Origin of the sequence: Actinospica acidithermotolerans (genome assembly GCF_018139625.1) — a bacterium.
Lineage (GTDB): Bacteria > Actinomycetota > Actinomycetes > Streptomycetales > Catenulisporaceae > Actinospica > Actinospica acidithermotolerans.
Genome location: NZ_JAGSOH010000017.1, coordinates 25,370 through 51,157 on the forward strand (window position 1 = coordinate 25,370; position 25,788 = coordinate 51,157).

Annotated in this window: 22 protein-coding genes; 9 read left to right on the plus strand and 13 right to left on the minus strand. The window is 71.4% G+C overall.

The window, feature by feature from the left end; translation table 11 throughout:
* Positions 1–57: 57 nt before the first annotated feature.
* The 3 genes from KDK95_RS08890 to KDK95_RS08905 all read right to left on the minus strand — a co-directional run bounded on the left by KDK95_RS08890 (position 58) and on the right by KDK95_RS08905 (position 4,146).
* The gene (locus KDK95_RS08890; RefSeq protein ID WP_212517571.1) at positions 58–879 is read right to left on the minus strand and encodes an MOSC domain-containing protein; all 822 of its coding nucleotides are present in this window, start codon (positions 877–879) and stop codon (positions 58–60) included.
* 375 nt (positions 880–1,254) lie between these two features.
* Positions 1,255–3,531, minus strand: coding sequence for a RecQ family ATP-dependent DNA helicase (locus KDK95_RS08900; protein WP_249160722.1), 2,277 nt, complete (start codon positions 3,529–3,531; stop codon positions 1,255–1,257).
* A gap of 72 nt (positions 3,532–3,603) precedes the next feature.
* Entirely contained in the window at positions 3,604–4,146 is a 543-nt protein-coding gene (locus KDK95_RS08905) for a YbaK/EbsC family protein (protein ID WP_212517572.1), read from the minus strand.
* Positions 4,147–4,303: 157 nt separating this feature from the next.
* Between KDK95_RS08905 and KDK95_RS08910 the strand changes: the two genes are divergently transcribed.
* Entirely contained in the window at positions 4,304–5,893 is a 1,590-nt protein-coding gene (locus tag KDK95_RS08910; protein ID WP_212517573.1) for a sigma-70 family RNA polymerase sigma factor, read from the plus strand.
* A 391-nt stretch (positions 5,894–6,284) separates the two neighbouring features.
* On the opposite strand, the gene KDK95_RS08915 is transcribed toward KDK95_RS08910, so the two are convergent.
* Both KDK95_RS08915 and KDK95_RS08920 read right to left on the minus strand, forming a co-directional pair.
* Positions 6,285–7,049 carry a hypothetical protein gene (locus KDK95_RS08915; protein WP_212517574.1) on the minus strand — a complete coding sequence of 255 codons (765 nt, stop codon included), beginning with the start codon at positions 7,047–7,049 and terminating at the stop codon, positions 6,285–6,287.
* Positions 7,046–8,059 (minus strand): helix-turn-helix domain-containing protein, encoded by a 1,014-nt coding sequence (locus tag KDK95_RS08920; RefSeq protein ID WP_212517575.1) that lies wholly within the window; start codon positions 8,057–8,059, stop codon positions 7,046–7,048. Before KDK95_RS08920 ends, KDK95_RS08915 begins: the two co-directional genes overlap by 4 nt.
* 392 nt (positions 8,060–8,451) lie before the next feature.
* Here KDK95_RS08920 and KDK95_RS08925 point away from each other — a divergent pair, with 392 nt between their 5' ends.
* The 8 genes from KDK95_RS08925 (at position 8,452) to KDK95_RS08960 (ending at position 15,921) form a co-directional block, all read left to right on the plus strand.
* Positions 8,452–9,246, plus strand: coding sequence for a G1 family glutamic endopeptidase (locus KDK95_RS08925; RefSeq protein WP_212517576.1), 795 nt, complete (start codon positions 8,452–8,454; stop codon positions 9,244–9,246).
* Between the two features lie 173 nt (positions 9,247–9,419).
* On the plus strand, positions 9,420–10,637 hold the full coding sequence (locus KDK95_RS08930) for a glycosyltransferase (protein WP_212517577.1): 1,218 nt from the start codon (positions 9,420–9,422) through the stop codon (positions 10,635–10,637).
* 14 nt (positions 10,638–10,651) lie between these two features.
* Positions 10,652–11,167 (plus strand): isochorismatase family protein, encoded by a 516-nt coding sequence (locus KDK95_RS08935; protein WP_212517578.1) that lies wholly within the window; start codon positions 10,652–10,654, stop codon positions 11,165–11,167.
* A 121-nt stretch (positions 11,168–11,288) separates the two neighbouring features.
* The gene (locus tag KDK95_RS08940) at positions 11,289–12,248 is read left to right on the plus strand and encodes an AraC family transcriptional regulator (RefSeq protein ID WP_212517579.1); all 960 of its coding nucleotides are present in this window, start codon (positions 11,289–11,291) and stop codon (positions 12,246–12,248) included.
* Between the two features lie 198 nt (positions 12,249–12,446).
* Complete coding sequence (locus tag KDK95_RS36775) at positions 12,447–14,027, plus strand: carbohydrate binding domain-containing protein (protein ID WP_212517580.1); 1,581 nt, start codon at positions 12,447–12,449, stop codon at positions 14,025–14,027.
* A gap of 92 nt (positions 14,028–14,119) precedes the next feature.
* Positions 14,120–14,476: a MazG-like family protein gene (locus tag KDK95_RS08950; RefSeq protein ID WP_212517581.1), complete on the plus strand. Its 357-nt coding sequence runs from the start codon at positions 14,120–14,122 to the stop codon at positions 14,474–14,476.
* Entirely contained in the window at positions 14,473–15,012 is a 540-nt protein-coding gene (locus KDK95_RS08955) for a GNAT family N-acetyltransferase (protein WP_212517582.1), read from the plus strand. Before KDK95_RS08950 ends, KDK95_RS08955 begins: the two co-directional genes overlap by 4 nt.
* Positions 15,013–15,078: 66 nt before the next feature.
* Entirely contained in the window at positions 15,079–15,921 is an 843-nt protein-coding gene (locus KDK95_RS08960; RefSeq protein ID WP_212517583.1) for a phosphatase PAP2 family protein, read from the plus strand.
* Between the two features lie 258 nt (positions 15,922–16,179).
* Here KDK95_RS08960 and KDK95_RS08965 read toward each other — a convergent pair whose 3' ends face one another.
* The 8 genes from KDK95_RS08965 to KDK95_RS09000 all read right to left on the minus strand — a co-directional run bounded on the left by KDK95_RS08965 (position 16,180) and on the right by KDK95_RS09000 (position 25,411).
* The gene (locus tag KDK95_RS08965) at positions 16,180–17,682 is read right to left on the minus strand and encodes a glycoside hydrolase family 28 protein (RefSeq protein ID WP_212517584.1); all 1,503 of its coding nucleotides are present in this window, start codon (positions 17,680–17,682) and stop codon (positions 16,180–16,182) included.
* An 8-nt stretch (positions 17,683–17,690) separates the two neighbouring features.
* Complete coding sequence (locus KDK95_RS08970; RefSeq protein ID WP_212517585.1) at positions 17,691–18,551, minus strand: ABC transporter permease; 861 nt, start codon at positions 18,549–18,551, stop codon at positions 17,691–17,693.
* On the minus strand, positions 18,551–19,465 hold the full coding sequence (locus KDK95_RS08975) for an ABC transporter permease (protein WP_212517586.1): 915 nt from the start codon (positions 19,463–19,465) through the stop codon (positions 18,551–18,553). Before KDK95_RS08975 ends, KDK95_RS08970 begins: the two co-directional genes overlap by 1 nt.
* Positions 19,462–20,607: an ABC transporter ATP-binding protein gene (locus KDK95_RS08980; RefSeq protein ID WP_212517587.1), complete on the minus strand. Its 1,146-nt coding sequence runs from the start codon at positions 20,605–20,607 to the stop codon at positions 19,462–19,464. The genes KDK95_RS08975 and KDK95_RS08980 overlap by 4 nt, the downstream gene beginning before the upstream one ends.
* Before the next feature lie 11 nt (positions 20,608–20,618).
* Positions 20,619–21,857 (minus strand): extracellular solute-binding protein, encoded by a 1,239-nt coding sequence (locus KDK95_RS08985; protein ID WP_249160724.1) that lies wholly within the window; start codon positions 21,855–21,857, stop codon positions 20,619–20,621.
* A 98-nt stretch (positions 21,858–21,955) separates the two neighbouring features.
* Positions 21,956–23,692: an IlvD/Edd family dehydratase gene (locus KDK95_RS08990; RefSeq protein WP_212517589.1), complete on the minus strand. Its 1,737-nt coding sequence runs from the start codon at positions 23,690–23,692 to the stop codon at positions 21,956–21,958.
* Positions 23,689–24,669 (minus strand): dihydrodipicolinate synthase family protein, encoded by a 981-nt coding sequence (locus tag KDK95_RS08995; RefSeq protein ID WP_212517590.1) that lies wholly within the window; start codon positions 24,667–24,669, stop codon positions 23,689–23,691. Before KDK95_RS08995 ends, KDK95_RS08990 begins: the two co-directional genes overlap by 4 nt.
* A 91-nt stretch (positions 24,670–24,760) precedes the next feature.
* Positions 24,761–25,411 carry a GntR family transcriptional regulator gene (locus KDK95_RS09000; RefSeq protein WP_212517591.1) on the minus strand — a complete coding sequence of 217 codons (651 nt, stop codon included), beginning with the start codon at positions 25,409–25,411 and terminating at the stop codon, positions 24,761–24,763.
* Positions 25,412–25,788: the final 377 nt, after the last annotated feature.

Here is a 25,788-nt window from a genome sequence, read left to right on the forward strand (position 1 = left end):
CAGGCTAAGAATTCCCCGAACAACACCTGTGGGAATCTTAGGCATCACCCGTTCCGCTCAGTCGATCACCTCGAACTCGGCCCCGACGCGCAGCGCGCCGACGGTGTCCGGGATCAGGTTCACTGCGAAGTAGACGGCCTTGTCCTCGCGCCGGTGCTTGCGCAGCGCCTTCAGCGGCTGCTGCCCGGCGAAGCGGCCGAGCTCCGGGTCGACAGTCGTCATCACGCAGCGGTCGCAGCGCTTGACCACCCGGAACCGCTGCCCGCCGATGCTCACCCGCTTCCAGCCGTCCTCGGCCCACGGCTCGGTGCCCTCGACCACGAGGTTCGGCCTGAAGCGGGTCATCGGGACCGGCTCGCCGCCCATCTCGACGATCCAGTCGCTGAGCGCGGCGAGCGAGGAGGCCGAGGCGAGCAGGAGCGGGTAGCCGTCCGCGAAGGAAACGCGGTCCTCGGCCCGGGAGTAGTCCGGATCGGTCGGCCGCGCCCCGGTGTCGTCCATCCGGACCAGCCGCGAGGGCAGGCCCAGGAAGTCCGTCACCCAGGCGTCCGCCTCGCTGCCCGCGGCCGCGGCCGGGCCGGTGAACCGCCAGACGGTGACGGTCGCCTCCGCGGCGCCGGCGGCGCGGGAGACCGGCGGCAGAATCAGGTCCGGCATGCCGGGCGCGGTCAGCCGCAGGCCGTTCCCCTCGGTGTACGCGGGCCGGATCAGGGCCATCCGGGGCAGCTCGCGCTGCGTGCGCAGCCGCCCGGCCGCGTCGGTGACGAGCCAGCGACGGTCCCCGGCCAGGCCCCAGGGCTCGAGCTCGGCCGACTCCAGGTCCACCCGGTGGCAGGACTTCACCGGATAGATGTGCAGCGACTTCAGGTGTGCGGTCATGCCCGGATCAGCCAGCCAGTGCGAGAGCGAGCGGGAGGACGGCGGGTGCGCCGGCCCGGCGCAGCAGCCGGGCGGCGACACACTTCACCGGATAGATGTGCAGCGCCTTCAGGTGTGCGGTCATGTCCGGACGAGCCTGCCAGTGCGAGGGCGAGCGGGAGGACGGCGGGTGCGCCGGCCCGGCGTAGCAGCCGGGCGGCGAGACTTCACCGGATAGATGTGCGGCGCCTTCAGGTGTGCGGTCATGTCCGGACGAGCCTGCCAGTGCGAGGGCGAGCGGGAGGACGGCGGGTGCGCCGGCCCGGCGTAGCAGCCGGGCGGCGAGACTTCACCGGATAGATGTGCGGCGCCTTCAGGTGTGCGGTCATGCCCGGATCAGCCTGCCAGTGCGAGGGCGAGCGGGAGGACGGCGGGGGCGCCGGCCCGGCGTAGCAGCCGGGCGGCGACGGTCATGGTCCAGCCGGAGTCGACGAAGTCGTCCACCAGCAGCACCGGACCGGGGCATTCGGCGAGCCGGCCGCGCAGCTCGGGGTCGAGGTCGAAGGCCTCGTGTACGGCGCGCAGCCGCCAGGCGCTGTTGCTCGGGCCGGCGTGCGCGTCCTCGCGGACGCGGTGTACGGAGCCCGCGATAGGCAGCTTGCCGATCTCGGAGACGCCCTCGGCCAGCGAGCTCAACAGCCGCGGCCGGGTGCGCGACGCGATGGTCACGATGCCGACCGGACGGCCCACGCCGCTCCAGCCGGGTCCGCCGGACGAGGCGGCCGCCGCAGCTGCTCCCGAGGCCCCCGGCGAACCCGCCGCCCGCGCTCTCGCCGATCCGGGTGCGCCCGCCCCCGGGGCCGCCGGCCCGTCGCCCGGACCCGCGCCGCCGGACGGGTCCGTCGCCCACTCCTTGAGCACGTTGACGATCGCGCCGAGCAGTTGCGGCTCGACCGGCCGGTCCGGCGCTCCGGTGCCGAGCAGCTCGCGCAGCGCCGCGCCCCAGCCCAGGTCCGTCAGCCGCGCCAGGGCCCGGCCCTCGGCGGCCAGCTCGCCGGCCGGGATCTTGCCCTTCAGCTCGACGCCGACCGACGGCATCCCGCTCGGCCACTGCCGCCGCGGCTCGATCGACACCCAGGCCCGCTTCGCGTGCGAGCCGGCCGCCGCCACGACGCCCCGCGAGACCTTCGCCTCCAGCCTGCGGCCGGTGCAGTTGTCGCAGCGCCCGCACGGGGCCGCCTCGGTGTCGTCGAGCTGGCGGCGGAGGAACTCCATCCGGCAGCCGTCGGTCTGCGCGTACTCGAGCATCGCCTGCTGCTCCCGCTCACGCGCGGCGGTGATCCGCGCATAGCGCTCGGCGTCGTAGAACCAGGGCCGGCCGGTGCCGATCCAGCCGCCCTGCACGCGCTTGACCGCGCCGTCCGCGTCCAGCACCTTCAGCAGCAGCTCCAGCCGCGAGCGCTTGAGGTCGACCAGCGGTTCGAGGGCCATCGTGGACAGCGGCTTCGGCGCCTCGCCCAGCGCGCCGAGGACGCGCTCGACGGTGCCCTGCGGCGGGAAGGCGAGCGAGGTGAAGTACTTCCAGATCTCCTTGTCCTCCGCGCCCGGCAGCAGCACCACCTCGGCCCGCTCGACGCCGCGCCCGGCCCGGCCGACCTGCTGGTAGTACGCGATCGGGGAGGAGGGCGCGCCCAGGTGGACGACGAAGCCGAGATCCGGCTTGTCGAAGCCCATGCCCAGCGCGGAGGTCGCGACCAGCGCCTTGATCTTGTTCTCCAGCAGGGCCTGCTCGGCCTGCCGCCGGTCCTCGTCCTCGGTGCGCCCTGAGTACGCGGCGACCGCGTAGCCGCGCGAGCGCAGGAAATCCGCCGTCTCCGAGGCCGCCGAGACCGTGAGCGTGTAGATGATCCCCGAACCCGGTAGCTCGCCCAGCTGCTCGGCGAGCCAGGCCAGCCGGCTCGCGCTGTCCGGCAGGCGAAGCACCGACAGATGCAGCGACTCGCGGTCCAGCGGTCCGCGCAGCACGAGGGTCGACTCGCCGGTGCCGAGCTGCTCGGCCACGTCCCGCGTCACCCGCGCGTTCGCCGTCGCCGTGGTCGCCAGCACCGGCAGGCCGGGGGCGAGCGAGGCGATCAGCTCGCGCAGCCGCCGGTAGTCGGGCCGGAAGTCGTGCCCCCAGTCGGAGATCGAGTGCGCCTCGTCGACGACCAGCAGGCCGACGCTCGCGGCGAGCCGGGGCAGCACCCCGTCCCGGAAGCCGGGGTTGTTCAGCCGCTCCGGCGAGATCAGCAGCACGTCCACCGAGCCCTCGGCGATCCGCGCCTGGATCTCCTCCCACTCGGGCAGGTTCGCGGAGTTGATCGTGCGGGCGCTGATCCCCGCGCGCCCGGCGGCCTCGACCTGGTTGCGCATCAGCGCGAGCAGCGGCGAGACGATCACCGTCGGGCCGGCGCCGCGCGCCCGCAGCAGCGCCGTGGCCACGAAGTAGACCGCCGACTTGCCCCAGCCCGTCCGCTGCACGACCAGCGCCCGCCGCCCCTCGACGGCCAGCGCGCGGATCGCAGCCCACTGATCCTCGCGCAGCCGCGCCGACTCCCCGGCGAGGCGGCGGAGCACGGCCTCGGCCTCGTCACGGGTCGGTGCGCCGGTCGCGGCGGACGGTGATTCGCTCATGCCGTCTTTTGTACAGGTTCGTTCCGACGAAGGGCGAGTTCGGGCCGGTCACGTGGGAAGATCCGACCCGTTTCACGCTGAGACCGGCACTCCGAGGCCGTCCAGCACGACGGCGTTCGGCAGCTCGGCGAGCACGGCCCCGGGCAGCCAGAGCTTCGAGCCGCGGATGCCCGAGCCGACGACGACGTGCGGCGCCTCGGCGACGGCGCGGTCGACCAGCACCGGCCAGTCCGCGGGCAGCCCGATCGGCGTAATTCCGCCGTACTCCATGCCGGTGAGACCCACCGCGTCGTCCATCGGGGCGAACGACGCCTTCCGCGCGCCGAGGTGCTTGCGTGCGAGACCGTTGACGTCGGCCCGGCTGGTCGCGAGCACCATGCACGCCGCGTAGAAAACCTCGCCCGCCTTCTTGGCAGCGAGTACGACGCAGTTGGCGGATTCGTCAAGGGCGACACCGTATTCAACGCAGAACGCCGCGGTGTCGGCGAGCGTCGGATCGATCTGTGCCACCTCGACGCGGTCGGCGAGGCCGAGCTTGGCCACGGCGTCGAGGGTTGATTCCGCCAGGAGTTCGGGCCGGTCGAGCGCGGGTTCGTGTGTGAGCTTCCCAGACATGGCGTCCAGCTTGCCACGGCTTTACCCCGGCCGTGGTGTGATGAGCAGAGCGTGAAGTCCGACGGATTTCCGTGATCCGGCTGGTCCCGGACCGTCTCCGTTAGGGAAGGACGGCGAATCCGCGCGATACGCGTGCGAGGCGATGGGAGTGTGCGGCGTGAGCCTACAGATGGATACGGCGCGGGTTCGCGCCGCGCGGTCGGGCGATCCGGAGGCGCTGGACGCGGTGGCGACCGAGTATCTGCCGCTCGTGTACAACATCGTGCGCCGCTCATTGCGGCACAGCGCGGACGTGGACGACGTCGTGCAGGAGACGATGCTCCAGCTCGTACGCAACGTCGGTTCGCTGCGCGACCCGGAGCGGCTGCGCCCGTGGCTGGTCGCCATCACGGTCAATCAGATACGCGACCATCAGCGCATGGCCGTCAGGGCCCCGAGTTCGTTCGACGACCGGCTCGACATACCCGATCCGGGCGGCGAGTTCGTCGACTACACGCTCATGCAGCTCGACGTGTCCATGCAGCGCCGTGAGACGCAGCAGGCAGTGCAGTGGCTCGATCCGGATCACCGCGAGCTGCTGGCGCTGTGGTGGCTGGAGGTGTCCGGGCATCTGACCCGGCCCGAACTCGCGGAGGCGCTCGGCGCCGACTCGCACAACGTGGCCGTGCGGGTGAGCCGGATGAAGGAGCAGCTCGACGCCTCGCGGCGCATCGTGCGCGTCCTCGGTCTCAGCCCGCGATGCCCCCATCTGGACGACGCCGCTTTCGACTGGGACGGCGAGACGTCCTCCGTATGGCGTAAACGCTTCGCGCGTCATGTCCGTGAATGCCCGACTTGCGATGCCGCGACCCGAGATCTGATCGCGCCAGAGCGGCTGCTCGCCGGCCTCGCGCTGCTGCCGATTCCCGCCGCGTACGCCGCGTTCCGCGCCACATCGCTGTTCATAGAGGTCGCTCCGCCCAAGCCCCGCCCGCGCCACGGAGCGCATCGCGGCGGCAAGGTGGCGGGGATGACCGCGGCCAAGCCGATCGGCATCGCCTTCGCCGCGATAGCGGTCGTCGCGGCCGGCGCCGTCGCCGTGGACACGCTGGGCGCGAAGCAGAACACCGTCGCGATAACGACGACGGCCACCGGTTCGGCGATCGCCTCGAGCCCGCAGGCGTCGCCGAGTGCGCTGACGATCCCGACCGTCTCCGCGTCGCCGAGCAAGTCCGCGACCTCCGCCAAGCCCACTACGGCGCCGACCACGGCCCGAACCACCGCCGTCCAGCAGACCACGGCTGCGGCCGTCGTCGTCAGGACGTCGAGTGCGAGTTCTAATTCGGCCGCTCAGGCGGTCCTCGACGTGATCAACAACGCGCGCAAGGCGGCCGGCCTCAAGCCGTACACGATGGCCGGCGGCCTCGTGAGGAGCGCCACGGCGCACAACACGGTGATGGAGGGCGGCTGCGGGCTCTCGCACCAGTGCCCCGGCGAGGCCGCGTTCGGCGACCGGGAGACGGCGGCCGGCGTGCACTGGAGCGCGGCGGGCGAGAACATCGGCGAGGGCGGCCCGGAGAGCGACACCCAGTCCGCGATCACCGACATGGCCGTGGGGTTGACGAACAGCATGCTCGCCGAGAAGGCGCCGGACGACGGCCACCGGCTCAACATCCTGAGCAGCACGTACACCGAGGTCGGCATCGCCGTGACCCGGGATAGCTCCGGCACGGTCTGGATGACGCAGGACTTCGCCGCCGTCTCGTGACGCGGTGGCCGTCCGGTGCTCAGCCGGGAGACCGTGACCCGGGATAGTTCCGGCACGGTCTGGATGACGCAGGACTTCGCCGCCGTCTCGTGACGCGGTGGCCGTCCGGTGCTCAGCCGGGAGACCGTGACCCGGGATAGTTCCGGCACGGTCTGGATGACGCAGGACTTCGCCGCCGTCTCGTGACGCGGTGGCCGTCCGGTGCTCAGCCGGGAGACCGTGACCCGGGATAGTTCCGGCACGGTCTGGATGACGCAGGACTTCGCCGCCGTCTCGTGACGCGGTGGCCGTCCGGTGCTCAGCCGGGAGACCGTGACCCGGGATAGTTCCGGCACGGTCTGGATGACGCAGGACTTCGCCGCCGTCTCGTGACGCGGTGGCCGTCCGGTGCTCAGCCGGGAGACCCGTCCCCCAGCGCCTGCTCCGCCGCATCGAGCTCGCGCTGGGCGTCCGCGGTCCAGGCCGGCAGCAGGCCCTGCGCGCGGGAGAGCTCGACGGCGCGCCGCAGCAGCAGTACGGCGCGGCGGGGGTTGCCGTTCTCCCGCTCCGCCCGGCCGAGCGCGACCAGGCCGCTCGGCACCAGGCGCCGCTCGCCCTGCTCCTCGCGCAGGTCGAGCGAGATCTGCAGGTGCTGCACGGCGACCGCGGTCTGCCGGTCGGCGACCAGGTGGTAGAAGCCGAGGTGCCGGTGTATCTCAGAGCGCGTGTACAGGTCGCCTGCCGCCTCGAGCGCGGGGATCAGCGACTCCGAGCGCCGGTAGTGCGTCATCGCGGCGTCCCAGTCCTTGTTCAGCACCTGCTCGACCAGCCCGAGGCCGAAGGACGCCCGCGCGCTGCCCGGTTCGTCGCCGGCCTCCTGGAAGCCGGCCAGCGCCTCGGCGAACAGCTCGCGCTCCGCGGCGACGTCCGCGGGCGCCGGGGTTCCGCCGTCGGCCAGGACGAAAATGTTGCGGAAGTGCTGTACGTACCCCAGCTGGTTCGCTGCGGCCGCGGACGCCGCCGCATCGCCGTCCCGTGCGGCGCGCTCAGCGGCGGCCCGCGCGAGCAGTTCGGCTCCGTCGAGGTCCCCGGTCCGGAAGCCGGCTTCGATCAGGGCCTCATCCGCCGCGGCGAGCAGCTCCGCCGCGGTCATGTCAGTGCTCTGTCCAGAAGTCATGAACCCACTGTAAGGGGCGGCGAGTCGCCCCAGTCCCAACGGATTCCCAAGCGGCAGGGCCCCGCGGACAGCGCGACGGCGAGCACCGAGCCGATCGCGTCCGGCTTGAGCAGCCGCTCCTGCGGGCGGGCGTCGGCGTCGAGCTCGGCGGTGCGGTACGAGTAGCAGGACTCGGGCAGCGCCGCGACGTCGAAGCGCACCTCCATCAGGTACTCGCGCACCGGCACGTGCAGTGCCGTCTGCATCGACGTCGAGTACGGCCGCGGCATCCCGTTCTCGTGGTAGTACTCGAGGATGATGATGTCGCCCCGGCTCAGCGGGCGGTCGAACAGGATCTCGGCGACGCCCAGGCCGATCGCCTGGTTCTCGACCACCTTGCCGATCCGGTGCGGCGCCTCGACGCGCAGCCGCGGCGGCTCGCCGGGATCGTCGCGCTGGAAGCCGGTGATCCACCGGTCCGGTCCGTCCACCTCGGCGCGCAGCAGCTGGCGGCTGTACATGCCGCGCTCCCGGCCCTGCGCGTCGAGTTCCAGGCGGCAGTGCGTGCTCAGCCGGGTCAGCGCCTCGTCCCAGCGGGTGTCCACCTGGCGCAGCGCGGACTCCATGTCGACGGGGTCGGAGTCGCTGAACGCGGCCAGGCCGCGGGTGTCCGTCACGGCGGCGAGCCGGCGCCCGCGCGGGCGCGGCGGGCCGATCAGCGCGGACAGCGCCTTCGGCGGCACGCCGAGGACCTCTTCGAGGTCGGCGAGCACCAGCAGCGAGGCCGGCCGCTCCGGCCGGTAGCGCCCGGACTGCCAGGAGCTGAGCGTGGCCACCGAGATCCGCGAGCCGCGCCGCTTGAGCCGGTCCTGGATCCGGTCCAGGCTCAGCCCGCTGGCGGCCACGGCGGCGCGCAGCGCCTCGTCGAACGGCCCCGTGTTGAGCAGGCGCGCGAGCCGGGCCTCGGCCCGTTCCCCGGCTTCCGCGGCACCGCCGCGCGGCGCCCCGGGGTCCGCCGGACCCGAGTGCATCACCGATGTCCTCCCGGCCTCTCGCGCGGCGTCGCCCCCTAGGGGAGAACGTACCGGTCAAAGCCCGCGCGATGGTGAGTGGTTTCCTCAGGTGTTCTCCGAATCGTGACCTTACGTTGATCTTCGCGTCGGCCCCGCGCAACGGTGCGTCCGCCGGATCGATTGCGTCTTCGTGCCCTGCTATGTCGGGAATTGTAGGGACGGCCGGGCAATTCGCTCAATGCTAAACGGCCGGAAAACCCTTGTCGGCCCGCACGCAACACCCGCAAGCTGAGCAACGGCCGCACCGATTGCCCACACACGTCGGTGCGGTTCAACCGGCGTGCCGGGCGGCCCCCCGTTCCCGCCGCCCGGCCGCGTCCCTTTACACCCACGAGAGGGAGAGCAAGGACATGTCCCACAGGTCTCACGTCCGCATGATCGCGCTCGGCTCGGCCGCCGCCACGGCCCTGTTCGCCGCCCCCGCCGCGTTCGCCGCGGACGGAACCGTATCCGCGCCGCTGCAGGTGACCGCCGCCCAGGCGCACCAGGAGAGCCACGGCCTGCACGCGCTGGCCCACCGCAGCAGCACCACCGTCTCCTCGAGCAACTGGTCCGGCTACGCCGCGACCGGCGGCAGCGGCGCCTTCACCCAGGTCTCCGCCTCGTGGACCCAGCCCGCCGTCACCTGCGGGTCGAAGACCACGTACTCGTCGTACTGGGTGGGCCTCGACGGATACAGCAACTCCGCGCTGGAGCAGACCGGCACCGAGGCCGACTGCATCCGCGGCAAGGCGACCTACGGCGCCTGGTGGGAGGTGCTCCCGGCCTCGGAGAGCGCGTACTCGGTGACGGTGAAGGCGGGCGACGCGCTGAGCGCCAGCGTCGTGGACAACGGCAACGGCACCTTCACGATGACGCTGTCCGACTCGACCGAGGGCTGGACGAAGACGACCACCGCCAACGGCTCCTCCGGCTACCAGGACTCCTCCGCCGAGGTCATCGCCGAGGCGACCGAGGTCAACGGCAGGATCGCGAACCTCTCCGACTTCGGCACCGTGACCTTCACGAACGCCGAGGCCGACAACACCTCGCTCGGCAGCTACTCGCCGACCGAGATCGTGATGGCCGGCACCTCGGACACGAAGGCGCAGCCGGGCTCCATCTCCGGGGGCACCTTCAGTGACACCTGGGAGAACTACAGCTGATCACAGCTGTCCACCAGCTAGGAGCGTGGTCGCCGACCCCCGCGCATCCCGCCTCCTAGGCGTGTGACCCACGCCGCGGTCCCGTCCCGCCGCCACCATGCGGCGGGACGGGACCGTTCCTTATCTCCGGTAATTCCGGGTGATTCCGGGAGAGCCCACCTAAACTCGGCCGAATGAGGATCCTGTTCGGCTCGACGTCCCTGGCCGGCCACTACGGGCCGCTGCTGCCCTTCGCCCGCTCGTTCGCCGCACGCGGGTGCGAGGTGCTGTTCCTGGTGCCTCCGGAGGCCCGCTCCGCCCTCGAGGGGGCCGGTTTCGCGGTGCGCGAGGCGGCGACGCCCGATCCCGTCGAGCACCAGCGGATCAAGGACGCGGTCGCCGCGGATCCGACGGCGGCGGCGCTGCTGATGAACCGCGACTACTTCGGCCGCCTGTGCACGGAGGCGATCCTGCCCGCCGCGCTGGAGGCGTGCGCCGCCTGGAAGCCCGACCTGGTCGTGCACGAGCCGTGCGACTACGCCTCGCCGATCGCCGCGCACCGCGCAGGGATCCCGCACATGCAGGTCGCCATCGGCCTGGCCCGGCTCGAATGGGGCAGCCTGCACGATTACGCGGCGCAGGTGCTGCCCGCCTACGAGCCGGACGCCGTGCGCATCATCGTTGAGGCGCCGTACGCGACGCGCCTGCCGGAGAGTCTCGACCCGAGCGACTATCCGCAGACGATCCGGTACCAGGAGGATGCTGAGACGTCGCCTGCGGAACCCCTCGGCGCGGATCTCGCGCCGGAGGGCTCGACTCTCGTCTACGCGACGCTCGGCAGCGTCACCCCGAGCACGGAGTTCTCCCCGGGTGCATACCGCGTGCTGCTGGACGCCTTCGCGCTGCTGCAGCGCTCGCGCCCGGAGATCAGGGTGCTGCTGACGACCGGCCGCGACCTCGATCCGGCGACGCTCGGGGCCATCCCGGGCAACGTGCGCCCCGAGCGCTGGGTGCCGCAGGAGCGCGCGTTCGCCGCCGCGCGGGCCGTGGTCAGCCACGGCGGCTCCGGAACGGCGTACGGCGCGCTGTCGGCCGGGCTGCCCGGCGTCTTCCTGCCGCTCTTCTCCGACCAGCCGCACAACGCGAGGCTGATCGCGGCCGGCGGCGCGGGGATCCAGATCGAGACCGCGGACATCCGGGAGCACGGCATCCCGCTCGCCGCCGAGCCCGCCGACCGGGCCCGGCTCGCCGCGCTGGCCGCGGAGCTCGCCGGGGCCCTGACCGCGGTGCTCGACGACCCGTCGTACGCGGCCCGCGCCCGGGATCTTGGCGCCGGGCTGAGCGCGCTGCCGGCGCTCGAAACAGTCGTCGGAGTATGGTCGGCGAAAGCCGCGCTCCGTTCGAACATTTGAGCTAAAGTGGAGCCATGGCAACCACCCTTCTCCTGATCGACCTGCAGCGGAACATGTTGGAGCCACCCGAACAGGTCCCGACGGCGCACCAGCTCATCGTGCTCGTGCACGGGCTGCTGGAGCGGGCCAGGGCCGTCGGCGCGGCCGTCGTGCACGTGCGGAACAACGGCGCCGAGGGCGAGGCCGACGTGCCGGGCACGCCGGGCTGGGAGCTCTACCACGTGCCGGTGGACGGCGAGGCGATCGTGGACAAGTTCGGTCTCGACGCCTTCGCGGACACCGCGCTGGCCGAGCTGATCCCGGCCGGCTCGCGGATCCTGGTGGCCGGCCTGGCCAGTGACTACAGCGTGCGCGCGACGTCGCTGAGCGCGCGGCGGCGCGGCTACGACGTGCGGCTGATCCACGGCGCGCATGGGACGTACGACGCGGACGGCAAGAGCGCGGAGACGATAGGGAAGGAGGTCGAGTGCGAGCTGCGCGAGGCGGGCGTGCGGATCGTCGAGCCGGGCAGTCCCATCTTCCGGGACTGAGTCTCCCGAGAGCCGGTCCTCCCGGCGGGATCCGGTCATCCGGGATCGGGTCTTCCTGGATTGATTGAATGTTCAGCTGTTTGTGCGAATCCGGTTCCGTGACAGGGGGAAAGGCAGGATCGTGGACGTCTTGACGCAGGCGCTGGCCTCGATGCGCACCGGCCGCTCCGTGTCGGTGCGCATGAACGGCCGTGCGCCGTGGGGCCTTCGCCTGCCGCCGAGCGAGTCAGCCGGTTTCCACGTCGTGCTGCACGGCCGGTGCTGGCTGATCCTGCCTCAGCCGGGCGGCGGGCCGGCCGTCCCGCTGCGCCTCGAGGCGGGCGACGTCGTCTTCCTGCGCTCCGGGCCCGGGCACGTGCTCGCCCACGATCCGGATACCAGGACCGGATTCGCGGGCGCGGAGCACTTCCAGAGCGACGAACTGCTCGGCGCGCACGACATCGGCGGGAACGGCGAGCTGACGAGCCTGCTGTGCGGCCGTTACCCCCTGGACCGCGCGCGGCCGCATCCGCTGGTGAGCCAGCTGCCCGAGGTGATCCACCTGCGTACCGGGGACGGCCGTCACCCGCAGCTGACGGCGGCCGTCGAGCTGCTGCGCACCGAGCTCGACGGTCTGCGCATCGGCGCGAGCGGCATCGTGCCCTCCCTGATCGACTCGCTGCTGCTCTACATCCTGCGCGCGCACCTGGACGAGTGGCCGGGCCGGGCGCCGGGGACCGGCTGGGCGGCGGCGCTGAAGGACCCTGCGATAGCTCCCGCGCTCGCCGCGATGCACGCCGATCCGGCGGACTCGTGGACGGTCGAGTCGCTGGCCGCGCGGGCCGGCCTGTCGCGGGCCGCGTTCGCGAAGAAGTTCCACGCGGTGGTCGGCGAGCCGCCGCTGACGTACCTGACCCGCTGGCGGATGACCACCGCGGCCCGGCTGCTGCGCGAGTCCGACGCCCCGCTGGCCGCGGTCGCGGCGCGGACCGGATACGGCTCCGAGTTCGCCTTCGCCAAGGCCTTCAAGCGCGAGTACGGCCAGGCACCGGGCGGCTACCGCCGCGCCGCGCACGCGGCGTCCGTCGCCGCCGCGGCATGACCGAGCGACGGTGGCTCGCGACGGCGTGGTCGGGCGAGGTCCGCGACACCGTGACCATGCGACGGTGGACCGCAACAGTGTGGCCTGGCGACGCGCTCGGACCTCGTCGGCCGCGCCCGGTGCGGGCTTAATCCAGCCTTGAGTCGAACTTTGGTCTAGACCCTTGACAGTGCCATTGGTCTGGACCACATTCTCGGCATGCGTCTTTCACCCACCCCATCGGCGCCCCGCGCGAGCAAGCGGCTCGCAGTACTCGCCTGCGCCGCCCTCGTGCTCGGCGGGGCCGCGACGGTCAGCGTGCTGTCCGGCGCGGCCGGCGCGGCGACCGTGAACCTGCTGGCGAACCCCGGCTTCGAATCCGGCAGCCTGACCGGCTGGACCTGCGACTCCGGCACCGGCTCGGTCGTCACCGGCCCCGTCCACTCCGGCAGCTACGCGCTGGCGGGCGCCGCGACCTCGTCCGACGACGCGCAGTGCACGCAGACCGTCTCCGTCCAGCCGAGCACCAGCTACACGCTGTCCGGCTACGTCGAGGGCTCCTACGTCTACCTCGGCGTCACCGGCGGCACCGACAACTGGACCCCGTCCGCGACGAGCTGGCAGCAGCTGTCGACGACGTTCACCACGACGTCCTCGCAGACCTCGATCCAGATCTACGTGCACGGCTGGTACGCCCAGGGCACGTACTACGCGGACGACCTGGACCTGTCCGGTCCGGCCGGCCCGACCTCGTCCGCCTCGGCCTCCGCCACCGCGACCACCCCGACGGCGACCGCGACCGCCACCGCCACCGCCACCGCGTCGAGCTCGCCCACCTCGACGGCCACCGCGTCCTCCAGCCCGACCCCGACCGGCACCGGCACGTCCACCGGCGGCTCCGGCTCCTGGACGCACCCGGTCTACTGGATGCCGCTGGACAACGACCCGCAGTCGATCTCCTCGATCGTCGCCGGTTCCGGCGAGACCGAGTTCAACCTCTCCTTCGTCCTCGACTCCGGCGGCTGCACGCCCGCGTGGGACGGCAGCACCAGCCAGCCGGTCTCCGGCGACACCGCCGTGCTCGCCGATGTCAACGCCATCCGCGCCGCGGGCGGCGACGTGGCGGTGACCTTCGGCGGCTACAACGGCACCGAGCTCGGCACCAGCTGCGGCTCGGCGTCCGCCCTGGCCGCCGCGTACCAGGAGGTCGTCACCAAGTACAACCTGACGCACGTCGACTTCGACTACGAGAACGGCGCTCTCGACTCGAACACCGCGATCCGCTTCGGCGCGATCAAGATCCTCGAGGCAAACAACCCGAACCTCAAGGTCTCGCTCACCGTCCCGATGACCACCGTCGGCTTCCCCGGCACCGGCACCGACGAGATCTCGCAGGCCAAGGCCGACGGCGCGCGCCTCGACGTCGTCAACATCATGGACTTCGACACCGGCCTGACCTCCGGCACCGAGACCGCCCAGACCGAGACCATCGCCGACGACGCCGTCTCGCAGCTGGAGACCATCTACGGGTGGACCTCCGCGCAGGCCTGGTCGCACCTCGGCATCACCCTGATGAACGGCCACACCGACCAGCCGTCCGAGCTGTTCGCCCAGTCGGACTTCAGCAACATCCTCGCCTTCGCGCAGGCGAATCACCCGGCGCTGTTCTCCTTCTGGTCGGCGAACCGCGACTTCGAGTGCCCCGCCGGGGCGGTCGAGCCGTGGGCGCCGGGCACCTGCTCCGAGGTGACCCAGAACGCGTACGACTACACCAAGATCGTGGTCCAGTACGCGGGCTGAGCCCCCGATACCGGCCCGGCCGCCCGGATGCGCAGACCGCGCATCCGGGCGGCCGGCTTTCGGACGCCGGCCGGAGCGATAGGTTTCCCGGCATGGACGATGCGACGTGGGAGACGATCGGGCGGCTGGCGGCCTGGCTGGACCGGGGGAGCGCGCTGCCGGCGGAGACGAAGACGATCCTGCAGATCCTCAAGATCACCGAGGAGGCGGGGGAGGTGGCGGAGGCGCTGATCGGGGTGACGGGGCAGAATCCGCGCAAGGGGTTCTCGCACAGCTGGGCGGATGTGGAGGGCGAGCTGTGCGACGTCGTGATCACCGCGATGGTGGCGCTGACCCGCGTTAATCCGGATGCGGCGCGGAGCGTGTTCCGGCAGCATCTGGCGGCAGTGGCGGCGCGCGTGGACGAGAGCGCGGCCGCCGGGACGAGCGGAGAACAGGGGACGCGATGACTGCGCGTATTCGGATTGCGGAGGCGGACGACGCGGCGGCGGTGCTGCGGATGTTCGACGGGATCGTGGAGTGGCTCGAGTCGCTCGGGCGCACCGGGCAGTGGGGGACGGACCGCTGGTCGCAGACGCCGCAGCAGGTGGAGCGGCTGACGGGACAGATCGAGCGCGGGGAGCTGCGGATCGCCGAGGAGGGGCCGGCGCACGCGCCCGAGTTGCTCGGCGTGATCGCGCTGTCGGAGAAGTGCGGTACGTACGTGAGCCCGCCGCCGGAGCCGGAGCTGTACATCAATCTGCTCGGCACGTCGCGGGCGGCGAAGGGCCGCGACATCGGCGGACTGCTGCTCGCGCACGCGCGGGCCGAGGCGCGGCGGCGCGGGCTGCGGCTGCTGCGGGTGGACTGCTACGCGGGCGGCGACCGGCGGCTCAACCGCTGGTACGTCGACCAGGGCTTCACCGAGGTGGGGCCGTTCGTCGTCCAGCGGACGGGCAGGCCGGACTGGCCGGGGATGCTGCTGCAGGAGTACCTGGACAGCTGAGCGTCGCATCGTGGGATACTGATCGACTCATAGTGTTTTCCTGACTGTCGACCGCGGGCGGGCCTGATGCCGAACATCATGTGGACGTGGCAGCAGGCCGCTGCGGTCGCCGGGGTCCTCGCCGCCGTCTGGGGCGTGCTCAAGGCGCGCGGCGCGGCCCCGCGGGCGCGGCCGTTCGTGTACGAGGCCGCGTTGATCATCCTGCTCTACGGGCTGTGGCAGCTCGTCGGCAGCCTCTCCGGCGGCGGCGACTATTCGGCGATCTCGCGCGCGAAGTGGATCTGGAACGCCGAGCGCTCGGCCGGGTTGCCGAGCGAGCGGACGCTGCAGGGCTGGATCCTGCCGCATCCCATCCTCGTGCAGGCTGCGAACCTCTACTACGCGACGATGCACTTCACCGTGCTCATCGTCTTCCTGGTCTGGCTCTTCTCCCGGCACCGCGACCTCTACGGGCGCTGGCGGACGGTGCTCGCGCTGCTCACGCTCTCCTGCCTGCTGATCCAGTTCCTGCCGGTCGCGCCGCCGCGGATGGTCCCGTCGACAGGGATGGTGGACACGGCGGTCGTCTACCACCAGTCCGTCTACGGCACGATGGGCGGCTTCGAGGCGGACGCGCTGTCCGCGATGCCGTCCGTGCACGTGGGGTGGGCCGTGCTGGTGGCGATCGCGGTGTGTTCGGTCACGAAGTCGCGCTGGCGCGCTCTGGCCGTGCTGCACGCGGCGCTGACGGTCTTCGTGGTCGTCGTCACCGGCAACCACTTCTGGGCGGACGGGATCGTGGCCTGCGTGCTGCTGCTGGCCGCGCTCGGCGCGGAGCGGACGGGGCGCAGGCTCTGGCAGCGTGCTGCGACGCGCGCGGTATCCACCGATTCGCCCGAATCCTCGGCGAACCTCGTTGACGTAGCGTGACCGCCGGGCCCGCGCCGCGGTGGCGAGGGCGGCCGGGGCTTGTTTGAAAAGCCCCGAAAGGGCCGGTGAATGTTGCCGGATATCCGGATATCCTGCCCAAGGTCCTGGAGGCCGCGGTCGGGTGGAGCCCCCGATCGCACCAGCTGCCCTCCGAAGACGCCCGCGCCCCGACCTTCCGACCCGGCGAACCGGGGCGGGGGTCGGGGCGCGAGCGTATGACGCGGGCACTCGGCCGGATCGGCGGCCGGCCGGACCAGGTCAGCCGGTGGTGACCGCGGTGCCGTCGATGGTGACGTCGACGAGCTCGAAATCGTCGACGAACTCGAGCGTGTTCGAACCGGTCATCGTGGCGAGGACGAAGTCCTGCAGCAGCACGGCGCCGACGTGGTCCTCGGTGTAGCCGATGACGTCCCACGCCGCGGTGGCCGTCCCGACGTTCCAATACAGAAGGTTGATATCGGTGACATCGGGGTAGTACGTGCCGGTGTCGCCCTCGCCGTAGGTGTAGTCGATGAGCAGCGCCGGGCCGCCGATCGTCGGCGCGCTCACCCGGAAGATGTTGCTGTCCTCGATGTAGCCGCCGCGCACGGAGTTGGTCTTGAGCCGGTGCCCGGCCAGCAGTCCCGTGCTGGACAGGACCAGGTCGCGGCCGTAGACGTGCGCGACGCCCCCGGTCATCTCGGAGCCGATCGTCACGCCGCCGTGGCCGTTGGCGCACTGCGTGTTCTGGATGACCAGGTCGGTGCAGGGCACGTTCACCCGGCGGCCGTCCGCGTTCCGGCCCGCCTTGATCGCCATGCAGTCGTCGCCCGCCGAGATGGAGCAGTGGTCGATGACGACGCGGGTGCACGACTCGGGGTCGATGCCGTCGGTGTTCGGGCCCGTCGTCGGGCCGACCGTCACACCCTCGACGATCACGTCCTGCGAGAGCGTCGGGTGCAGGTGCCAGAAAGGCGAGTTGACGAACGTGACGCCCTGCAGAAGCACGCGCTCGCAGTTGTAGGGCTCGATCATGGTCGGCGGCAGGTAGTAGCCGGCCCCCATGATCCGCTGCGCGACCGGCACATCGTCGTCGGCGTACGCCTGGAGCACGTTCCAGCCGGGCGTCTCGAGGGACTTCCACGCCCACCAGTTGCTCGTCGACGCCTGGCCGTCCAGCGTGCCGTCGCCGGTGATGGCGATGTCGGTCGCGCCGTACGCGTAGACGTTGGGGGAGTAGTTGTAGCACTCGATGCCCTGCCAGCGCGTGTATACGAGCGGGTAGTCCGCCGGGTCGGTGCTGAACAGGACCGTCACCCCGGCCGGCACGTGCAGTTCGATGCGCGACCGCAGGTGGATCGGGCCGGTGAGGTAGGACGCGGTTCCGGTCGCCGGGTCGGCCGGCAGCACGACGCGTCCGCCGCCGCCGCGGGACGCCGCCGCGATGGCGGCCGCGATCGCCGCGGTGTCGTCGGTGACGCCGTCGCCGACCGCGCCGAAGTCCGTGACCGGGAAATCGCGGCGCGGGATGCGCGGCCGCCGGGTCTGGCAGTAGATCCGATCGGCGGCACGGTCCTGCGGCAGGTCGCGCGGCCCTGCCTGGTCCGCGCACCCGCGGCCGGCGAACCACGCGGCCGGGGGCCGCTCGGCCGGGTCGAGGTCGTCGAAGCGCGCGGCCGACGCGTCGGCCGAGGCGGTGCCGGGCAGCAGCGCAACGGTGGCGGCCGCGCCGGAGGCGGCCGCGGCGATGAGCAGGGTGCGACGATCAAAGGTGGGAGACATCTTCGTCCTTAGTCCCGTGAACGTGCGACGAGTTGGGTGGGGTTGACGAAACGCAGCGCGATCACCAGCAGCACCAGCATCGAGCCGGTGTAGATGACCGCCATCGCGTCGATGTTCTGGGCGGTGCGGATGCCCGCCGAGGTCGCGGCGGAGAACAGGCTCACCACGAGCGTCTGGCTGGTCGGCCCGGCGGTGAGGAACGTCAGCTCGAACATGCCGAACGTGCGCACCAGCACGAGGATCCCGGCCGCCAGCATGCCCGGCAGCAGCAGCGGCGCGATGATCCGGCCGAGCACGCTGCGGGTCGGCGCGCCGCACATCCGCGCGGCCTGTTCCAGCCGCGGGTCGATCTGCTCGATGAACGGCGTCATCGTGTAGACCACGAACGGGACCGACGGCACCAGGTTGGCCGCGACCACGCCGGTGAACGAGCCCGCCAGGTGCACCTTGTAGAGCATCGTGGCGAGCGGGATGCCGTACGCGATCGGCGGCACCAGGATCGGCAGCACGAACAGCAGCATCACGGCCCGCTTGCCGGGGAAGTCGCGCCGGGCGAGCGCGTAGGACGCCGGCACGCCGATCAGCAGCGAGAGCCCGACGACCAGCAGGGTGATCTGGAAGGTGACGGTCATGACCTGGCCGAGGTCGAACTCGTCCCAGGCCTGGGAGTAGTTCGAGGTCGTATACCCTGTGGGCGTCCAGCCGCTGAACCAGGTCTTGCCGACCGAGTCCAGGACCACGGACCCGATCACGCCGAGCACATTCACCAGGAAGAACACGACCAGGGCCCAGACCAGCCAGCTGCCCGGCCGCATCCGCAGGGCGCGCCGCTCCCGCCGCGCACCCGCGGCCTGCGCGATGGCCGCCATCAGCCCTTGCCTCCCGTCGAACCGGTGTAGAAGAACCTGCGCACGCCCATCACGAGGCCGATGACCAGCAGCATCGCGGCGGTCATGATCATCGCGTCGGCGCAGCCCTGCGGGTAGTTGAAGTTCTGCAGGGCCTGCTCGTAGGCCTCGATCGAGATCACGTGCGTCCTGCCGTCGGGGTCGCCCACCATGATCGCCGACGGGAAGACGGAGAACGCGAGCACGAACGTGAGGCAGAACGTGGTCAGCAGGCCCGGCAGCAGCAGCGGGAAGGTGACGAACCGGAAGCGCTGCCACCAGCCCGCGCCGAGCGTCGCCGCCGCCTTCTCCAGCGCCGGGTGGATGCCGGAGAGATACGAGTGGGTGAGCAGGAAGGCGAACGGGAAACCGCTGATGATCAGCGAGAACAGCACGCCCCAGTAGTCGTTGACGAGCGTGATCGGATGCCCCGCGCCGACCAGGCCGAGCTTCTGCAGGGTCAGGTTGAACCAGCCGACCGGCCCGAAGTACTCGAGGATGCCCTCCGCCGTGAGCACGGTCCCGAGCGTGATCGGCACGACGAGCAGCGTCAGCAGCAGCCGCTTGCCGCGGAAGTCGCCGCGCATCCGGTAGGAGATCGGCACGGACAGGCCGACGTTGATCAGCGACGCGGGGATCGCGAGGCCGAGCGTCGTCCAGATCGTGCCTTCGGAGAACGAGTCGCCGAAGAACGCCGAGTACGCGCCGAACACGCCGCCCTTGGCCGGCTGGAACGACAGGCCGAGGCCGTAGATGAACGGGTAGCAGAACAGCGCCGCCATCGCGATCACGCCGGGGAGCAGGAGCAGCAGGGTTCTGTCGACGCCGCGCTCGGCGAGCCGGTGCCGGAGGGCGGCCTTCGGGGCGTCGGCCACGGTCACGGTCGCGGCGCTCATCCGGCCTCACCCGGATCCTCGGCCGCCCCGCCTGCTTCGGCATTCTCCGCCGCGAAGACGAGCGCCCGCCGCGGATCCACCGTCAACGACAGCCGATCTCCTGGGGCGACCCGCTCCGGCGTACGCAGGTGCACGCGGCTTCCGGCGCGGGTGAGCGCGTCGACCTGGAACTCGCGGCCGTGGTACTCGACGACCTCGGCGACCGCCTCGAACGCCGCATCGGCCTCGCCGGCCGCGATCTTCAAATCCTCCGGCCGCACGGCCACCTGGACCGATGCGCCCGCGGTCACTGCCGCGGACACCGTGCCGGCGAACTTCACGCCGTCGCCGACCACCGTCGCCGCGCCCGCGTCCACCGACTCGGCCCGCAAGCTCAGGATATTGCGGTACCCCATGAAAGCCGCCACGTACGCGCTGCGCGGCGACTCGTACAGTTCGGAGGGCGTCCCGACCTGCGCGACGCGGCCCGCGTTCAGCACGACCAGGCGGTCGGCGAGCGAGAGCGCCTCCTCCTGGTCGTGCGTGACGTAGAGCGTGGTGAGGCCGAACTCCTGGTGGATGCGGCGAATCTCCGCGCGCATGTCCAGCCGCAGCGCCGCGTCGAGGTTCGAGAGCGGCTCGTCCATCAGGACCAGCGGCGGCTCCAGCACGATCGCGCGCGCGATCGCGACACGCTGCTGCTGGCCGCCGGAGAGCTGGCCCGGCAGCTTGTGCGCGTGCTCGTTCAGGCGGACGAGATCGAGCACAGCGCTCACCCGGCGCTCGGTCTCCGCCTTCGAGACCTTCCGCATGCGCAGGCCGAACGCGATGTTCCGGCGCACGCTCAGGTGCGGGAAGAGCGCGTAGTTCTGGAAGACCATCCCGAAGCCGCGCTTCTCCGGCGGCAGCGTGTCGATGCGCCGTCCGTCGAGCTCGATCGAGCCCGCGGTCAGCGGCAGCAGGCCGGCGATCGAGTTGAGCGCGGTCGTCTTGCCGCAGCCGGAGGGTCCGAGCAGCGCGATGAACTCGCCGCCGCGGACGGTCAGGTCGAGCGGGTGGAGTGCGGTGTGCGCGCCGTACGCGCGGCTGATCCCCTGCAGTCGCAGCTCATTGAATCGCTGCGCGTCCAGGGTCTTGGCGGGGGTCTGTGCCGTGTCGGTCATCTCGGTCGTCGTCACTTCGTGCTGCCGATGTGCTTGTCCCACAGGTCGAACGCGGTGACCTGCGCGGTGGCGGGCAGCGAGTTCTTCATCGGGTACTGCGTCATCCAGGTGTCGAACTCCGGCTCGCCGTACGTCGAGATGACCTCCTGCGAGGACGCGGGCGCCTGCGAGATCGTCACGCCCTTGACCGCCGGCCCCGGGTAGAAGTAGCCCTTGTCGTACGTCACGGCCTGCGCCGACGGCGTCAGGATGTAGGCCAGCAGAGCCAACCCCGCGATCAGCGTGTCGTTCGAGACGCCCTTCGGGATGACGCCGAACTGCGCGTCGGTCACCCAGGTCATGTTCTGGAACTTGGCCACGGCCATCGACTTCGGCACCGTGCCGAGCGCGCGCGGGTTGATGTACCAGCCGGTCGTCGACGCGATCAGGTCCGCGGTCCCGGCGGCCAGGTTCTTCATGGTGGCCGTGGTGCCGGAGGGGTACTGGTCGATGTACTTGTTCAGCTCGGTCAGGTAGGCCCAGGTCTTCGACCAGCCGTTGGTCGGGTCGGCCGGATCCGAGTCGCCGAGCAGGTACGGCAGGCCCATCAGCCAGGTGCGTCCGGGGCCGGAGTTGCGCGGCCGCGCGTACTGGTACTTGCCGGGGTTCGCCTGCGCCCAGGCGAGCAGCGCGTCGGTGGTGGCCGGCGGCGTCGCCACCTTGGCCGGGTTGTACTCGATCAGCGGGCCGCTCGGGTACCAGACGATCTCGATGCCCTGGTCCTGCGCGAGGGTCGCCATGCTCGCCGCGGCCGTCTGGTAGTTCGACATCAGGCCCGGGAAGAACTGGTCGTAGTACGTCTTGAGGTTCACGTACAGGCCGTCGGTGATGCCTGAGGCCAGCGCGTCGGTCCCGGTGAGCACGAGCGAGGTCTGCACGTTGCCGCCGGCCTGCTCCGCCTTGAGCTTCGCGGGCACGTCCGGCGCGGTGCCGGTGGTGTACGTGATGTTGGAGACGATGTGCGGGTTGGCCGCGGCGAAGGCCTGGATCGCGGGCTTGGTCAGCGCCAGGTTGCCGGCCACGTCGAGGATGTTGAGCGTCACCGGCGAGCTCGGGGTGGCGGCCAGGGAGGCCGCCGGGCTGCTGCTGGAGACACTCGAGCTGGGCGCGGAGCACGAGGACAGCAGGGGTGTGACAGCGGCTGCGCCTACGGCGAGCCCGGCGGTGCCGAGCAGGGTGCGCCGGTTCAGGGCAGGCTGGGGTGAGGACATGGTGAACCGCCTTTGGTCCATTGATGTTTTCTGGGTTGGCTGTGCCGTCGAAGCGACCGACGGGATGTCGGTTGGTGCGCTTGGAGCCCGTGGAGCGCTCAGTGCGGGTCGGGCTGGGGGTTGTGTCCGGGGCGTGCCAGGAAGTCGAAGTCGCAGCCCTGGTCGGCCTGGGTGATGTGGGACTGGTAGAGCGCGCCGTATCCGCGTTCGAACTTGGGCGCGGGGGCCTGCCATGCGTCGCGGCGGCGGGTGAGTTCGGCCTCGTCGACGTCGAGGGTGAGGGTCCTGGCCTCGACGTCGAGCGTGATCAGGTCGCCGGTTCGCACGAGGGCGAGGGGCCCGCCGACGTGTGATTCGGGGGCGATGTGCAGCACGCAGGTGCCGTAGCTGGTCCCGCTCATCCGGGCGTCGGAGATGCGTACGAGGTCGGTGACCCCGGCCTCGAGGAGGTAGGCGGGGATGGGGAGCATGCCGTATTCGGGCATGCCGGGTCCGCCGATCGGGCCCGCGCTGCGCAGCACGAGCACGGAGTCCTCGGTCAGGGCGTGCACCGGGTCGTCGATTCCGGCTCGCAGCTCGGCGTAGTCGTCGAAGACGACGGCCGGTCCGGTGTGCTTGAGCAGGCTGGGTTTCTGCGAGGCGATGTACTTGATCACCGCGCCGTCGGGGCACAGGTTGCCGCGCAGCACGGCGAGTCCGCCCTCGGGGCTGCACGGCCGGTCCGGGCTTCGGATGACGTCCGGGTCGTGCACGGTCGCCTGGTCCCAGTGCCCGCCGACGGTGCCGCCCGCGACCGAGGGCCGGTCCGGATGCAGTGCCCCGTCCACGGCGCTGAGTTCGTGCAGCAGCGCCTGCAGGCCGCCCGCGAAGTAGAACTCCTCCATCAGGTGCTCGCCGGACGGACGCAGGTTCGCCAGCACCGGGACCCGCCGCGAGATCACGTCGAAGTCGTCCAATGTGAACTCGACTCCGGCGCGTCCGGCCATGGCGATCAGGTGGATCAGGGCGTTGCTGGATCCGCCGAGCGCGAAGACGGTGGCGGCGGCGTCCTCGAACGCCTCCCGGGTGAGGAACCCGGTGATCTTCCTGCCGTCGCGGGCCAGGGCGACCGCGGTCGCCCCGACCTTCGCCGCCATCCGGTGGTGCGCGCTGTCCACGGCGGGGATCGAGGCGCTACCCGGCAGCGCCACGCCCAGGACCTCGGCGATCGAGGTCATGGTGCTGGCGGTGCCCATGGTCATGCAGTGGCCGGGGGAGCGGGCCAGGCCGCAGCCGACCTCGGCGAGGTCGCAGTCGGCGATGCGTCCGGCGCGGTGCTCGTCCCAGTATTTCCACAGGTCGGTGCCGGAGCCGAGTGCCTGTCCGCGGTAGTTTCCGCGCAGCATGGGTCCTGCGGGGAGGAAGACCGCGGGCACGTCCGCGCTGGCGGCGCCCATGAGCAGCGCGGGGGTGGACTTGTCGCAGCCGCCCATCAGCACCGCGCCGTCGATCGGGTAGGAGCGCAGCAGTTCCTCGGTCTCCATCGCGAGCAGGTTGCGGTACAGCATCGGGGTGGGCTTCTGGAACGTCTCGGACAGCGTCGAGACGGGGAACTCGAGGGGGAAGCCGCCGGCCTGCCAGACGCCGCGCTTGACCTGCTCGGCGCGTTCGCGCAGGTGCATATGGCAGGGGTTGATGTCCGACCAGGTGTTCAAGACGGCGATGACCGGCTTGCCCTCGTACTCGCCCGGCTCGTACCCGAGCTGCGCGAGACGGCTGCGGTGCGAGAAGGCGCGCAGGTGGCCGCCGGTCACGCCCTCGCCGAACCAGGCCTGGGAGCGCAGGGCAGTGCTCATATCGTCCAGCGCTCCCCCCACGAGGCCAGGATCGCCTCGATGTGATCCCGCACGCTGCGCGGCAGCGGCCGCGAGGGCGGGCGCACATCGGCCCGGCACAACCCCAGCTGCGCCAAAGCCTCCTTGACCACGCTGACGTTGTCGGCGGACGAGTCCGCCGCGCGCAGCTCCTCGAACGGGCGGATCAGCCCCCAGATCGAGCGCGCCCGGCCGTAGTCGCCGGCGGCCAGTTCCCGGTAGAAGTCGAGGGAGATCGCCGGGACCACGTTCACCAGCCCGGAGGTGAATCCGGTCGCGCCCATCGCGAAGTACCCGGGCGCCGAGAGCTCCGCGAGCCCGGCGACCCACTCGAACCGGCCCGCGCCCGCGTCCATGGCCACGGAGGCGAAGCGGACCGGATCCGGGACCGAGTACTTGATCCCGATCACGTTCGGGCACAGCTCGCCCAGCCGCGCGATCTGCGCCCCGCTGATGCGCGCGTCGCGCACATACAGCACGATCCCGAGCTCCGGCACCGCCTCCGCGATCCGCCGGTGGTATTCGCTCCAGCCCTCGCCGGAGATGTACGGATGCACCGGCTGGTGCACCATGACCATCGAGGCACCGACCTCGCGGGCGTGCCTCGCGGCGTTGATCGCGGTCGTGGTGTCCAGGCCGACGCCGACGATGATCGCCGCGCGCTCGCCGACCTGCTTGACCGTGTTCTCCGTCGCGCGCCGCGCCTCGGCCGGCTCGAGCGTGTAGAACTCGCCGGTGTTGCCGTTGGGCGTGATCGCGCCCACCCCGGCGGCGACGAGGCGCTCGATCAGCGCGCCGTGCCGCTCCCAATCGACCAGGCGCCCTTCGTCGCCCGCCTCGAAGGGCGTGACCGGGATCGCGACGACGCCGCGCAGCGCGCGTCGCTGCCGCGCGAAATCGCCCGGGCCGGCTCCCGGAATAGGCGTCGGCGTACCCGCCGTGCCATCATCGGACTGCATACTGTGTCCCCACTCTGGATGTGCGGTGCGGTATCGCTCCGCGGTCCGGACCGTTGCAGCGGTCCGGACCGCTTCTTCGTTCGTGCCCAGGTCAGACCTGGCTGAAGTTCCGGTCCACGAAGGCCCGGATATGCTCCTCCAGCAGGGTCGCGGCGAGATCGCCGCGCCCGGCCCTGATCGCTTCCAGGATCGCCCGGTGCTCGGCGGCCTCCTGCTCCCAGCTGGCGTTGCGCGTCCACACGGCCGTGGACACCAGCGCCGTCTGGTCGCGCAGGCCGTCCAGGATGCCGATCATCAGGTCGTTGCCGCAGCCGAGGTACAGCGCGCGGTGGAACTCCCGGTTGGCCTGCTGCCGGTCGGCCCGGTCGGCCGCCCGGTCCGCCGCGTCCAGCGCGGCGTCCGCCGACTCCCAGGACGCCGCCTCGCACCGGGCGGCGGACCTGCGCACCGCCTCCGGCTCGATCAGGATCCTGATGTCGTAGACGGAATGGGCGAGGGCGTCGTCCACCATGCGCACCGAGGCGCCCTTGTACGGGCTCATCGTCACCAGCCCCGCACCCGCGAGCGTCTTGAGCGCCTCGCGGACCGGGGTCTTGGAGACGCCGAGCTGCGCCGCGAGCTCGGTCTCGATCAACGGCTGGCCCGGCGTGAGCCGGCCGGTGAGGATCGCGTGCTTGACCGCGTCCAGCACCGCCTCGGTGCGCGAGGGCACCGCGACCGAGGGCATCACCGTGTCAGGCATGGAGGATTCTCTTCCATATCGGGTATCTCGTATACGATGTGAGGGGGACGCTAGCGCCGTCCGGCCCGCGGTGTCAATGCCCGATTCCCGTTGCCCCGCACCGGAGTGGGAGCGGGAGCATGGCGGCGAAAGACCCGCGCGGACAGGCCCCGGCCGAGTGAGGGTGTGCCGGAGGTCCGCCCGCGCGGGAGTCGACCGTCGTTCGATGTCTCATATACGACGTGCCGTGGAACGTATCCGTGACACGAGATTCCGTCAACGCCCTTGACGCCGCCGGGATCCGCATCTAGCGTCCCGGACTGCACGTGTGCCGGATATGAGGGTGTCCGGCCGAGTGAGGGACCCACCCACCGCTTATCAACGTCGATACGGACGGC